This is a genomic window from Ectopseudomonas composti, from assembly GCF_001567565.1.
Lineage (GTDB): Bacteria > Pseudomonadota > Gammaproteobacteria > Pseudomonadales > Pseudomonadaceae > Aquipseudomonas > Aquipseudomonas composti_A.
The window spans coordinates 176,390-189,520 of record NZ_LSSW01000021.1; the positions used below are offsets into that span (position 1 = coordinate 176,390).

The 13,131-nt window shown below is 61.4% G+C and carries 10 protein-coding genes; 3 read left to right on the forward strand and 7 right to left on the reverse strand.

The window, feature by feature from the left end; genetic code table 11:
* Positions 1-264: 264 nt before the first annotated feature.
* On the reverse strand, positions 265-495 hold the full coding sequence (locus PCLY_RS08110; protein WP_061238783.1) for a hypothetical protein: 231 nt from the start codon (positions 493-495) through the stop codon (positions 265-267).
* Between the two features lie 187 nt (positions 496-682).
* Here PCLY_RS08110 and PCLY_RS08115 point away from each other — a divergent pair, with 187 nt between their 5' ends.
* Together PCLY_RS08115 and map are read left to right on the forward strand one after the other, a co-directional pair.
* Complete coding sequence (locus PCLY_RS08115) at positions 683-895, forward strand: ParD-like family protein (RefSeq protein ID WP_061238784.1); 213 nt, start codon at positions 683-685, stop codon at positions 893-895.
* Entirely contained in the window at positions 892-1,671 is a 780-nt protein-coding gene (gene map, locus PCLY_RS08120) for a type I methionyl aminopeptidase (protein WP_061238785.1), read from the forward strand. The genes PCLY_RS08115 and map overlap by 4 nt, the downstream gene beginning before the upstream one ends.
* A 60-nt stretch (positions 1,672-1,731) precedes the next feature.
* On the opposite strand, the gene PCLY_RS08125 is transcribed toward map, so the two are convergent.
* The 6 genes from PCLY_RS08125 to gcvA all read right to left on the reverse strand — a co-directional run bounded on the left by PCLY_RS08125 (position 1,732) and on the right by gcvA (position 12,236).
* A complete protein-coding gene (locus tag PCLY_RS08125) occupies positions 1,732-3,699 on the reverse strand; it encodes a methyl-accepting chemotaxis protein (protein ID WP_061238786.1) in 1,968 nt (655 codons plus the stop codon).
* A 92-nt stretch (positions 3,700-3,791) separates the two neighbouring features.
* Complete coding sequence (locus PCLY_RS08130; RefSeq protein WP_061238787.1) at positions 3,792-5,288, reverse strand: CoA-acylating methylmalonate-semialdehyde dehydrogenase; 1,497 nt, start codon at positions 5,286-5,288, stop codon at positions 3,792-3,794.
* Between the two features lie 66 nt (positions 5,289-5,354).
* A complete protein-coding gene (locus tag PCLY_RS08135) occupies positions 5,355-6,512 on the reverse strand; it encodes an iron-containing alcohol dehydrogenase (protein ID WP_061238788.1) in 1,158 nt (385 codons plus the stop codon).
* 115 nt (positions 6,513-6,627) lie between these two features.
* The gene (locus PCLY_RS08140; protein WP_082768041.1) at positions 6,628-8,274 is read right to left on the reverse strand and encodes a BCCT family transporter; all 1,647 of its coding nucleotides are present in this window, start codon (positions 8,272-8,274) and stop codon (positions 6,628-6,630) included.
* Between the two features lie 256 nt (positions 8,275-8,530).
* Complete coding sequence (locus PCLY_RS08145; RefSeq protein WP_061238789.1) at positions 8,531-11,026, reverse strand: CoA transferase; 2,496 nt, start codon at positions 11,024-11,026, stop codon at positions 8,531-8,533.
* Positions 11,027-11,336: 310 nt separating this feature from the next.
* The gene (gene gcvA / locus PCLY_RS08150) at positions 11,337-12,236 is read right to left on the reverse strand and encodes a transcriptional regulator GcvA (protein WP_061238790.1); all 900 of its coding nucleotides are present in this window, start codon (positions 12,234-12,236) and stop codon (positions 11,337-11,339) included.
* A 223-nt stretch (positions 12,237-12,459) separates the two neighbouring features.
* Between gcvA and acuR the strand changes: the two genes are divergently transcribed.
* A complete protein-coding gene (acuR, locus tag PCLY_RS08155) occupies positions 12,460-13,092 on the forward strand; it encodes an acrylate utilization transcriptional regulator AcuR (protein WP_197432160.1) in 633 nt (210 codons plus the stop codon).
* Positions 13,093-13,131 lie beyond the last annotated feature (39 nt).

Sequence of the window (13,131 nt, forward strand, 5' to 3'; positions counted from 1 at the left end):
ACGCTGTCCAGCCCTCACGAAGAGCCAGAAACCCCAGTGCTCAACGCCAGAACCTAGAGCGCCTACTGGGATGATTCTGCGAAGGGGACATGGCAAATCTTATCAACAGGGTTGAAAACGACTTATCCAAACATCCTGTGGATACACCCTGAATCGGGTTCAATTATTGAACAAAACGCTGTAACCCTCAGCGGGCAAGGCCTACAGAAGACCTTACCCAGGATATCCACAAGATGATCCACGCCAATTGTTAGCAACTGTGGATCAGAGCTGCACCTCGACCCGCTTGATGCCCAACGCCCTCAGCTCCACCATCAGCTGGTTCAGGTCGGAGAAGCTCTCCACCTGTTCGGCCTCATCCACCAGAAAGAAGCTGCGCCCGGCGTCTTTCTTGAAGAACACGATCCACTGCGCCGTATTGGCCGGATTGACCATGACCTGGGTATCGAACAACACCCCTTCGTCCGTTCTCTGTTTCACATCTGCGCGATTCATCCTCTCTCCTCTACCCGCATGCTCCTGCGCTCCGCCGACCTGACCGGGTCAGTCAACGGATTCACCAACCATTTTAAGGGATCGGAGCCCTCATAAGCGCTGACCACCATCAGTTCGCGATGGCGCAGGTGAAATTACCACACAAAATCTATACGCTTCATATACGAACCATATAAGAGGAGGCGCCATGGGCATCGTCAACATCGATGATCAGTTGCACGATCAGATCCGCAGGGCGAGCGGCGTGTCCGGCCGCTCGATCAATGCCCAGGCGGGTTTCTGGATTCGCATCGGCATGCTCTGCGAGATGAACCCGAACCTGAGTTTCAACGAGGTGATGGCTGCCGAGCTGCGTGCGGCCGGCGTGATGGTTCCACCGCACATGGCGGACGCCTCATGAGCAAGACACCTGAGGAGATTACCCTGATGGCGGAAGCCGGCAGGTTGCTGGCATCCGTGTTCGGCTACCTGGATCGGCTGGATCTGCTCGGCCTGTCGACCCTGCAGGTCAACGACCTTGTGGATAACTACATCGTGGGCGAACTGAAAGCGCGCCCGGCGAGCAAGGGCCAGTATGGTTTCGCCTACTCGATGAACACCTCGCGCAACGCGGTGGTTTGTCACGGCGTGCCCAGCGCCAGCGAGATTCTGTGCAGCGGCGACCTGGTGAACTTCGATATCACCCTGGAAAAGAACGGCTATATCGCCGATTCGAGCAAGACTTACCTGATCGGCGAGGTTTCGCAGCAGGCCCGTCAGCTCGTCCAGGTCACCTACGACGCGATGTGCAAGGGCATCGAGGCCGTGCGCCCCGGCGCTCGGCTCGGCGATATCGGCCATGCCATCGAACAACATGCCCGCGCCCATCGCTACTCGGTGGTCCGCGAATACTGCGGCCACGGCATCGGCCGGGAAATGCACGAGCCTCCCGAGGTGCTGCACTGGGGTAAACCCGGAACCGGCCTGACCCTGCGCGAAGGCATGACCTTCACCATCGAGCCGATGCTCAACCAGGGCCAGAATGCGGTGCGCACACTGCGCGACGGCTGGACGGTGGTGACCCGAGACGGCAAGTTGTCGGCGCAGTTCGAACACACCGTGGCCGTCACCCGAGGCGGCGTTCGCGTGCTTACGCTACGCCCTGAGGAACACCACTTGCGCAGCGTTTCGAGCTGACCGGGTAAGCGCTTGGCGATCCGGACGGTGCCGCGACGCTAGCCCCGGCACGCCCTGGCCTCAATCCGTACGGAAACGCACCACCAGCTGCTTCAGTTCACTGCTCAGGCCGCTCTGCTGCTCGGCAAAACTCTCGACCTCGCCCGCCTGAACCGAGATCTGCGTGACTGCATCGTTGATGGTCACGATGTTCTGGTTGATTTCCTCGGTCACTAGGTGTTGCTCCTCGGTCGCAGTGGCGATCTGCATGGTCATGTCGCGGATCATCTGCACCTTGCCTTCGATGCTTTCGAAGGCGGCCATGACATCCTTCGAGAGCACGATAGCGTTATCGGACTCGACCAGACTCTGGTCCATGCTCACCGTCACTTCCTTGATGCGGTTGACCAGCAGGCTGAGGATGCTGTTGATCTGCTCGGTGGAGTCCTGAGTGCGCTTGGCCAGATTGCGCACCTCATCGGCCACCACCGCAAAACCCCGTCCCTGCTCGCCAGCACGAGCGGCTTCGATGGCCGCGTTCAGCGCCAGCAGATTGGTCTGCTCGGCGATCTGCTGGATGGTCGAAAGGATGTTGTTGATATTGACCGTTTCCTTCTCCAGCTCCTGAATCACCTTGCTGGATTGCTGGATACTGCTGCCCAGCTTGTTGACCCCCGAGGTGCTGCGCGCGATCACCTCTTTGCCGTTGCGCGTGGCCGCCAGCCCCTGCTCCGACACGTCGGCGGTCTGCACGCAGGTTTTCGCCACTTCATTGGCAGCCGAGGACATCTCGGTCACTGCCGTGACGATCTGCTCCACCGAACTCAACTGGCTCTGCAGCGTGGCCGACATGGCCGTAGTGCGTTTGTTGGTTTCATTGGAGACACCATCCATCCTGATGGCGTTTTCCTTGATCACCCGGATCATGCTCTGGATCGACTCGATGAACTGGTTGAACCATCTGGCCAGTTCTCCCGTTTCATCCGCGTTGAGCTGTTCCAGGCGGCGAGTCAGGTCACCCTCACCCTGAGCGATGACGCGCAAGCCATCCGTGACAAGGTTGATCGGGTTGACGATACGGCGGGCGATGATCACCCCAGCAACGCCGAACAGCGAGACCAGCACGATGCATACCGCAAGGGTCAGCCAAGTCAAATGACGCGCGCTGGCATAAACCTCGTCAGCCTGCTTCAGGCCCACGAACTTCCAGCCCAGCTCAGGAGAGCTGTAGACATTGGCCATATATGGAACGCCGCCGATGTCCACCTCGACCAGGCCATTATCGGTCTTGGCGATTGAGGCGAAGTACTCATCAGACAGCTCGCTGAGCTTCTTGAAGTTGTTCTCCGGCTGATGACCATCCACCAGCAGGGTGCCACTGCCCTCCACCACCATCAGGAATCCGGTCTCGCCGAAGCGCACCTTCTGCGCCATATCCGTCAGCGCCTTGAGCGACACGTCGACTGCGACGACCCCGGCAAACTCCCCGGCATTGTCCTTGAAGCCCTTGAGCACCGAGACGTAAACCGCGTCATCAGGCTCCCAGTAGTAGCCATCGCGACGAGCCAAGGTGAAGTTGGCGTCGCGCCCCTTGGTGTACCACTCGCGCTTGCGCGGATCCCAGTCACCGTAATCGCCGGTACCCGGCCACTCCACGTAGCCGCCCTGGGTATCGCTCATGTAGACGTAGCCAAACGTGGGGTTGTTGTTACCGATGCTGGAAAAATAATCGAAGATCTGCTTCTCGCGTCCGCCCTTGGACGTGGCGACCTGGCCAGGCTTGCGGGCCTCGCCGAAGTAGGTAGTCAGTGCGCCGTTCTTGGCGTCTTTTACGGCGGGATATTCCGCCAGGGCTGAAACGGTGTGGCCCACCGAATCGAAAAAGGTGGTGAAACTGCTGTTCACCAGTTTCATATCCAGGCTGCTGGATACCAGAAAGTTCTCTCTGGCCTGCTCTGTAACGTTGCGAATGGTCAGCAGTGCAACGATCAGCACAGGGATCAGCGTTGCCACCATAAAACTCAACAGCAGCTTGGATCTAATCTTCATTTTTATGGCCTCGTAAGGATTCCCTTAACTTAGCAGCATGTTGAGTACTGCGCCCACTGCCAGGGCGCAGTATCAGTGAAGACAGATCAGAATTACTTCATCGTCGGCATGGAGAAGGAAACGCTCTCACGCACCCCGGCCGACGGCCAGCGCTGAGTCACGGTCTTGCGCTTGGTGTAGAAGCGCACGGCATCCGGGCCGTAGGCGTGCAGGTCACCGAACAGCGAACGCTTCCAGCCGCCGAAGCTGTGATAGGCCACCGGCACCGGCAGCGGTACGTTGATGCCGACCATGCCGACCTTGATGTTGTCGGAGAAGTAACGAGCCGCTTCGCCATCACGGGTGAAGATGCAGGTACCGTTGCCGTATTCGTGAGCATCGATCAGGTCCATCGCGGCCTGCATGCTGTCTACCCGCACCACCTGCAGTACCGGACCAAAGATCTCTTCCTTGTAGCTGAGCATCTCCGGGCTCACTCGGTCGATCAGCGTACCGCCAACGAAGAAGCCGTTTTCGTAGCCCGCGACCTGCGGCTTGCGACCGTCGACCACGATGGTCGCACCCTGCTCTTCGGCACTATTGATGTAGCCAACGACCTTCTGTTGATGGGCCTTGGTAATCACCGGGCCGAAATCGTTGCTCTTGTCCGAGTAGGCACCGACTTTCAGCGACTGCATGGCGGCCTGCATCTTCTCGATCAGCGCGTCAGCCGCGGCATCGCCCACTGCAACGGCAACGGACAGCGCCATGCAGCGCTCGCCGGAGGAGCCGAAGGCCGCGCCCAGCAGCTGATTGACGGCGTTGTCCATGTCCGCATCGGGCATCACGATGGCGTGGTTCTTGGCGCCACCCAGTGCCTGGCAGCGCTTGCCGTTGGCATTGGCGGTCTTGTAGATGTACTCGGCGATCGGCGTCGAGCCGACGAAGCTGACAGCCTGGATGCGCTCGTCGCGCAGCAGCACGTCGACCGCTTCCTTGTCGCCGTTGACCACGTTCATCACACCCTTGGGCAGCCCGGCTTCATGCAGCAGTTGTGCAATGAACAGGGTGGAGCTGGGGTCACGCTCGGACGGTTTGAGGATAAAGCAGTTACCGCAGACGATGGCCATCGGGAACATCCACAGCGGTACCATCGCCGGGAAGTTGAACGGGGTGATCCCGGCCACCACGCCCAGCGGCTGGAACTCGCTCCAGGAGTCGATGTTCGGGCCGACGTTCTTGCTGTGCTCGCCCTTGAGCAGCTCGGGAGCACCGCAGGCGTACTCGACGTTCTCGATGCCGCGCTGCAGTTCACCCAGCGCGTCGTGGGCAATCTTGCCGTGTTCTTCGCCGATCATCTGAGCAATGCGCTCGGCGTTCTGCTCCAGCAGTTCCTTGAAGCGGAACATGACCCGTGCGCGCTTGATCGGTGGCGTGTTGCGCCACTCGGGGAAGGCGGCTTCGGCGGCAGCGATGGCCTGCTCGACGGTCGCGGCCGAAGCCAGCGCCACTTGCTTGCTGACTTCACCGGTGGAGGGGTTGTACACGTCCTGCAGGCGAGCAGCGTCGCTGACGATCTGGCCGTTGATCAGGTGTCCTACTGTGCTCATGGGGCGACTCCTAGAAAATGGGCGGCAGGGCAAAGGGGCCGCTGCCTGTATGTTGAAAAGAACGGGTTACCAAAGGCTGCTGTAGAGCTCGACCATTTGCTCGACGGTCGGCACACGCGGGTTGTTGCCCGGCGAGCCGGAGGCGAGCGCCTGTTGCGCCATGGTCGGCATCAGCTCGAAGAAACGTTCGCGGTCGATGCCGAACTGCGCCGGTGTCGGCACCTTAAGCTCGTCATTGAGGGCCTGCAGTTCGCTGAGCAGCTTGGCGTTGGCCTGCTCGGTGCTGTCCTGTTCGCTGGCGACCCCCATGGCCCGCGCGCAGTCGGCGTAGCGTTCGGCAGCGGCAGGGATGGAGAAAGCCGTCACGCAGGGCAGCAGCATGGCGTTGGACAGGCCATGAGGCACATGGAAGAAAGCCCCGATCGGACGGCTCATGCCATGCACCAGCGCCACCGAGGCACTGGAGAAAGCGACGCCAGCGAGCGTCGAGCCCAGCATCATGGCCTCGCGCGCTTCCTTATCGGAACCGTCGTGGTAGACCCGGCGCAGATTCGGGCCGATCAGGCGCATGGCGGCCAGGGCCTGGCTGTCGCTATAGAGGTTGGCCTTCTGGCTGACGTACGCCTCGATGGCGTGAGTCAGGGCATCGAGACCGGTGTCGGCCGTCACACGCGCCGGCAGGCTGAGGGTCAGGCTGTAGTCGACCAGCGCCGCGACGGGCATGAAGCCGATGCCGACGCAGAGCATTTTCTCGTCGTTCTGCTCGTCGGTGATGATGGTGAAGCGGGTCACCTCCGAGCCGGTTCCGGCGGTGGTCGGCACCGCGATGATCGGCAGACCGGTCTCGGTGACGTTACGCGGGAACTTGTAGTCGCGCATTTGCCCGCCCAGCTTGGCCAGGATGCCAATGGCCTTGGCGCTGTCGATTGGGCTGCCACCACCCAGGGCGATGATGCTGTCGTAATCGCCGGCGCGTGCCATGTCCACGCCGGCCTGGATCGACGCGACCGTCGGCTCGGGAACGGTGTCAGCGAAGATGTCCGCCTTGAGCCCGCTGGTGGCCAGGGTGTCCTGGATACGCGTTGCGTAGCCGAGCTGAACCATCATCTTGTCGGTAATCAGCAGCGGGCGTGAACAGCCAAGACTGCTCAGCACGTTCGGGATGGCCTCGCTGGCACCGGCACCTAGCTGCATGATGCGGGGCAGTATCACTTGATTGGTCATGTGCACTCCACGTTGGGTGGGCATGAGAGGACCTCGAGGAAGCCGCGAGGCCATCCCATGCGTTGTCGAAGAAATGGTTGGCGCTGCCCGGGTATCGAAGCCGCCCGGCAGGTAGCTATTGGTTGGAATTCATCGGTGCCGCTGGGTTGGGAGCTGCACCATAGGCATAGCCAGGACTTTCAACGGCCGCCCCCGGCTGGCTGGAAGGCGCCGCACCATCTACGGTGAGCATCGGCGAACCCAGACGTTTGCCAAAGTCCTGCTCGAGCATGCGCAACAGCGACCAGGCGAGGATGCCCAGCACCGGAATCAATGGCAGCGCCACGATAATGGTGGAGGTCTGCACCGCCTTGAGCCCGCCCACCTTGATCAGGCCGATGCCAACGACGGCCAGCAGCAGCGCCCAGGTGATGCGAATCCAGCGACGTGGCTCCTCATAACCGGACAGCTCACGCGAAGTGACCGAAGCCAGCACGTACGCAGCCGAGTCCAGGGTGGTGGCGAGGAAGATGAAGCACAGCAGGACGAAGGTGATGATGACCAGATTCGCCATCGGCATGGTCTTCAGGATCGCCAGCACGGTCGCCGGAATACCTTGCTGATTGAGAATGGCGCTAACGTCCAGAACCCCAGAGAGCTGCAGGTCGAGGGCATAGCCACCCCACACGGCGAAGAACACCCAGCAACCCAGGCTGCCCCAGATCAGCTCGGCGAACACCAGCTCGCGGATGGTACGACCCCGGGAAATACGCGCGACGAACAGCCCCATCATCGGTGCATAGGCGATCCACCAGGCCCAGTAGAAGATGGTCCAGTCCTGGGGAAAGCTGCCTTTGGCGATCGGATCGGTCCACAGGCTCATCTGCACGAAGTTGTTGATCATCAGGCCGACGCTGTTGGACCAGCCGTTGATGATGAACAGGGTCGGACCAATGGCCAGGACAAACAGCAGCAGCAATACCGCCAGATAGACGTTGATGTCGCTGAGGATCTTGATGCCTTTGCTCAGGCCGAACCACACGCTCATGCCGAACAGCGCGGTCCACAGACCTAGAATCAGCATGTCGAAGGCGAACGAGGGTTGCAGGCCGAGTACGTCCGAAGACATGGTCGAAACCAGCGGTACGGCCAGGCCCAGCGAGGTACCGACGCCACCGACGATGCCGAACACCACCACGGTATCGAGCAGGATCCCCAGCCAGCCGTTGGCCTTGTCACCCAGCAGTCCGCGCGCGGCGACCGAAAGGCGAACACCCGGCTGACGACGCACGTACATCGAGTAGGCGATCGGAATCGCCGGCAGGCAGTAGAAGGCCCAGGGCGTCAGGCCCCAGTGGAACTGCCCATAGGCCAGCGCCCACTCGGCAGCCTCCTTGCCGTGCGCGGCGAGACCGCGGGGCGGGCCATCGTAGTAGTAGATCGGCTCGACCCAGGCCCAGTTGGCGATGGCGATACCGATGCCGCCGCAGAAAATCATGGCGACCCAACTGAAGTAGGAAAACTCCGGGAGATCCTCGGCACGACCGAGACGAACATTGCCGTAGCGCCCCAGGGCAAGCCACAGCAGAAAAACCACGGTGCCAAGACCCGCGAACAGATAGAGCCAACCGAAATTGCCGGTGGCGAAGTTGAACAGCTGCTTGATGATCAGATTGCCGGACTCAGGAAACAGAGCCAGGGGAATGGTGACGCCGAGAATGACCGCTATAGAGGGCCAGAACACTCGCCCGTCCAGGGCAGAGCCGTGATTGATGTTGCTCATCGCTAAATCCTCTTATGGGCTGGCTACAGCGGCTGGCTTGGAAAGCCGCGTGAGCCGTAATGCGCGGAAACGTGTGGCGGGTTATCCGTCGTATCACTCAGCGCGAAAGCGCTGCCGGTTAAAGAGCTGGCGATGAACATCGGGTGTGGCTTTTTTGTATTTGTTATTCATGGTGCGTCTCATAAGGTCGCTTCAGGGGGAATCGCCCCGCAATGCCTGGCAGAGGCATGTCGGGGCGACGGCTGACACCGGGCGGTTAGCTCGGCAGATACTCCTCACTCCAGCTTTCGCTGATGCTGTTGCCCTCGATCAGCGCGTCGATCTGAGCTTGGCTGTAGCCGAACTCCTGCAGTACGCGGCGGGTCGAGGCGCCGAACTTCTCGGCCGGCGGCAGGGCACGAATCGGGGCACAGCGCGGACGGATCGCATAGGGATCCAGCTGCGTGACGCAATGACCACTCGGGTGATCGGCGTAGACGCTGAACGAATAGCTGCCGTTGTCGGTGCCGGGACGGCCGTCAGCCGGACGGCTGTAGCGCTGACGCAGGCTGTCGAGATTGTCCGGCGCCACTGCGGCGACCCCGGCAGCGTGCAGGCGCTGCTGCCAGGTGGCGGCCGTTTCCGAGGCCAATGCCTGGCTGAGGAAGGCAGCTCGGTCGGCAGCGGCGCTGATGCCAGCCAGACCAGATACATGCTCCAGACTCGCCAATTCCTGCTCACTGCTGTCCAGATACAACCAGTGGTCAGCGGTCTGGTAGAAACGCGACAGGTCGCTGTAGCCGACGGCATCGCGGCCGGAGGGCTCATTGAAGGGATCCCTGCCGGCATAGTCGAAGCAGAACGGAATCTGCACCAGGTTGCCCAGCGACGCCAGGGAGGTGCGGGCGCGGCTGACCTCACCGGTTGCCGCTTTGCGGTACAGCGCGGCAGCGACCCCCAGGGCGGCGGCAAAGCCGCACATCACGTCGATGGTGCCGACGTGGGCGTGCTCTTCCGGCGTTTCCATACCGCCGCCGAAACGCAGCATGATGCCGGTGGTGGCCTGGATCAGGTCGTCATAGCCCAGATAGTCGGTGCGAGGGCCACGACGCGGGCCGCCGAAGCAGTCCAGCTGGCAGAAGATCACGCCCGGATTCACTGCCTGCAGGCTGGCCTCGTCGAGGCCCAGAGGCGCCAGTTGGCGATCCGGCGCGTTCATCACGATGACGTCTACCGAGCGCACCAGGGTGTTGAACACCTCGCGGCCATCGGCCTTGTTCAGGTCGACCAGAATGCTCTTCTTGCCGCGCGCCGAGGACATGCCGAAAACCACAGTGTTCCACGGGTCGTAGTTGGGGTTGGCCGGGTCGAGTTTGATCACATCCGCGCCGAAACGGCCGAGGAACGAAGCCGAGTGCGGCCCCGCGATCACGTTGGTCAGATCGAGAACACGCACGCCTTCTAGCCAGCCAGCGGCTTTTGCGGACGGAGCCGGCAGCGCTGGCGAGGCGCACTCGGCCAGCGTGGCGAGGGCTTCTTTGACACTCACCGTACGCCGCGGGCTGGGTGTCAGCATCAGGGCGGCGCTGTCTTCCAGCCAGGTGATCGCACCCGGCTGCTTCATCTTGCCGTATTGCGGATCATCGACTTCGACCACCAGGCCGGCGGTGTTGGCATGCTCATCATGCAGCCATTCCTGCGTGGAGCGATGCGGCGCACCAGGGAACTGGCCTTCGCCGAAAATCTTCTCCCATTCGGCGGCGGTCTTGGTGAGGAACACCTCTTTCATGCGCGCCGAAATACGCTGGGCCCAATGCGCCGGCAGCGGATAGACGCCCAGCGACGCGTCGCCCTCCCACTGCTCCAGCGGCAGATAGGGGTCGTCGACCTTGGGCAGGCCGGCCGCCAGCATTTCCTCATACAGCCCCATGGCCTGCAGGCAACGCTTGGCGTGGGAACGGTGCGAGGGGCAAACCGCGTAGAACTTGCGGCCATCGGCGCATTCGTAAGTGCGGTAGAACGGGTCGAGATATTCCTGCAGATCCTCGTAGCTGAGGTTCATCGGCAGGTTCTCGGCGCGACGGCGCTCGATTTCCTTCTCGCGCAGCGTCTTGTAGCGCAGCGGATAACCGTCGATCTTGATCGAGTTGTACGACAGCCCCTCCATCACGGCGGAAGCCAGCGGCACCTCGATTTCATCGCCCAGGCCACTGCGCTGCCGCGCTTGCAGGGCCAGCACCACGGCCGACACGGCCAGCATGGTGCCGTAGGACGAAGCCAGCGGCAGCGGCGAGAAGCTCGGGTTGATCCCCATCAGCACGCGGTTCTGGCCCATGTCGGTGAACACCCCAGATGCCGAGGCGATGATCGACTCGAAGGCGCGCCAGTCGCGGCGCAACTCATCGTTGCTGGCAAAGCCGGGAATGGACAGGGTGATCAGCTCGGGGCGCTGACGGCGCAGTTCAGCGAAATCCAGGCCCAGGCGCTGCATGACGCCCGGACGGAAGTTCTCGATCACGATGTCGGCACTGGCGATCAGCGCCTTGGCATCTTGCAGACCTTGGGCAGATTTGAGGTCAAGTTGCAGGCAGTGCTTGTTCCGGTTGAGCACGGCGTTGGCCGGGCTGTCCCACAATGGACCGCTGGGGGGATCGATATGGATGACCGTGGCGCCGAGGTCCGCGAGGATCATGGCCACGGCTGGCCCGGCGATGTACTGACCGAAGTCGATAACCTTGACGCCGTTGAGGGGTAGTTGACTGAGCTGTCCCATGATTCACCATCGCTTACAAGACCCGCTGCAATACGGGCTTTTGTTGTTGTGAGTAATCGTCGGTACACCTGGCCCCTGCCTTGCCTCGGGGTTTGGAGACGACTTGGGGCGCTACTTTGGGAAAAATGGGGGAAGGCGAAAAGCAATAAAAAAAAACCCTATGACATGGTTTTTTTTATGGCTGAATAAGTCTGCTTATGGATAGACAGGCTTCGACGTCCGGCTCCCTGGCAGGAACCGGCGCGAGTACGGCAAGGAATGAAACTGGGGCAGGCCCAACCGGCAGGGCCTCTGAGACCAAAGCTGGAACTCAGTTCTCGGGCTGCCCGGCCTGAGCCTGGGCAACCAGCCAGGTGATAAAGGCCACGGCCTGGGGGTTGGCCGTGGCAAGAGGGGAATACACCAGGTAGAAGGCCTCCTGGGTGGTGAAGCGCTGCTCGAAGGGTGCGATCAGGGCCCCCTGATAGAGCATATGCTCGACCAGGGAAGAACGCGCCAGGGCCACTCCCTGGCCCAGCTCCGCCATCCTCAACGCCGAGATCAGGGTATCGAACTGCAGCCCCTGGGATGAATCCACGCGGTCTGCCCCGGCCTTTTTCAACCAGTAGCCCCAACCCTCTTCATACCCCAGCACATGCAGCAGTTGGTGGTGGGCGAGATCGGCAGGCGTGTTAAGCGGCTTTGCCTCGGTTGCCAACGAGGGCGAGCACACCGGCACCAGAGAGTCCCAGGTCAATCGATCGGCTTTCAGGCCTGCCCACTTGCCCTGGCCATGGCGAATCTCCAGATCGGCCTCGACATCGGTGTCGCCGACCCAGATATTGCTGGTGACATGCAGGTTGATATCCGGGTGCTGCTTGCGAAAGTCGGGCAAGCGTATCGCCAGCCAGTGGATGAAGAACACCAGATTGACGCGCACAGTCAGCACCTTGCGGTGCCCCTGGCCAAATATCTCGTCGGTGGCAGCGGCCAGACGCTCGATGGCTTCGTGCACCGCCGGCAGGTAGGCCTGCCCTGCCTCGCTGAGTTCCAGGCCTCTGGGCAGACGCTTGAACAGCGCCGCTCCCAGCCTCATCTCCAGCCCCTTGACCTGCTGACTCACGGCAGCCTGTGTCAGGCTGAGTTCTTCTGCGGCATGTGTGAAGTTGAGGTGGCGAGCCGCCGATTCGAAGGCCCGCAACCAATTGAGCGGCGGCAAGCTTTGTTTCATGAGGGGCGATCTCCGGGGATCATGAATCAACCACTGCGAATCTCGTCGTGGAGCTTAGGTCGTGGGATCGACAAGTAGAGCACAACACCTGCGTCGCCCTGGATACGAAGCATCAGGCTGCAGCCCCGGACCAGGTGCACGACAATCAAAAGCCCGCCGATGCGCAGCCAGCTGCTTCGGCAGCAGAGGTTGACACTATAGACGATCGGTCTAATATATTTCCATGACTACTTCCAAGCCCCAGGCCCGTCGTGGCCGTCCGCCCAAAGTCGCGAGAAGCTTCGATGACACTCGCGAGGCGTTGCTGCATTGCGGCATGGAAGTACTGACCGAGCAGGGCTTTGCCGCCACGGGGATCGATGCAGTACTGAAGCGTGTACGCGTGCCCAAGGGCTCGTTCTATCACTACTTCGACAGCAAGGAAGCCTTCGTCCAGGAAGTGCTGCAACGCTATGCCGGCTACTTCGCGCGCAAACTGGATCGCTGGCTGCTGGACGAAAGCGTTCTGCCCCTGCAGCGCCTGAGCAATTTCGTCGAAGACGCCAAAGCAGGCATGGCCAGACATCAGTTTCGCCGCGGTTGCCTGGTCGGCAATCTGGGTCAGGAGATCACGGCGCTACCCGCCAGTTTTCGCCAAACGCTGGAGGACGTCCTCCTCGACTGGCAGGTACGGCTGGCCAACTGCCTGTCCGAGGCAGTCCGCCTCGGACAGCTGCGGCAAGGCAGCGATTGCGATGCGCTTGCCGCCTACTTCTGGATCGGCTGGGAAGGTGCCGTGTTACGCGCCAAGCTGGTTCAGGATGCCCAACCACTGGACACCTTCGCCACCGGTTTTCTGAACGGCATGGCGAGGTAGTATTTTTTTCACCATTTATAGACGATCAGTCTAAATAAG

Coding starts and splice junctions, on each gene's coding strand:
- acuR (WP_197432160.1), top strand. CDS start 12,460: ATGACTACTTCCAAGCCCCAGGCCCGTCGTGGCCGTCCGCCCAAAGTC.
- PCLY_RS08130 (WP_061238787.1), bottom strand. CDS start 5,288: ATGAGCACAGTAGGACACCTGATCAACGGCCAGATCGTCAGCGACGCT.
- PCLY_RS08145 (WP_061238789.1), bottom strand. CDS start 11,026: ATGGGACAGCTCAGTCAACTACCCCTCAACGGCGTCAAGGTTATCGAC.
- PCLY_RS08125 (WP_061238786.1), bottom strand. CDS start 3,699: ATGAAGATTAGATCCAAGCTGCTGTTGAGTTTTATGGTGGCAACGCTG.
- PCLY_RS08110 (WP_061238783.1), bottom strand. CDS start 495: ATGAATCGCGCAGATGTGAAACAGAGAACGGACGAAGGGGTGTTGTTC.
- gcvA (WP_061238790.1), bottom strand. CDS start 12,236: ATGAAACAAAGCTTGCCGCCGCTCAATTGGTTGCGGGCCTTCGAATCG.
- PCLY_RS08140 (WP_082768041.1), bottom strand. CDS start 8,274: ATGAGCAACATCAATCACGGCTCTGCCCTGGACGGGCGAGTGTTCTGG.
- map (WP_061238785.1), top strand. CDS start 892: ATGAGCAAGACACCTGAGGAGATTACCCTGATGGCGGAAGCCGGCAGG.
- PCLY_RS08115 (WP_061238784.1), top strand. CDS start 683: ATGGGCATCGTCAACATCGATGATCAGTTGCACGATCAGATCCGCAGG.
- PCLY_RS08135 (WP_061238788.1), bottom strand. CDS start 6,512: ATGACCAATCAAGTGATACTGCCCCGCATCATGCAGCTAGGTGCCGGT.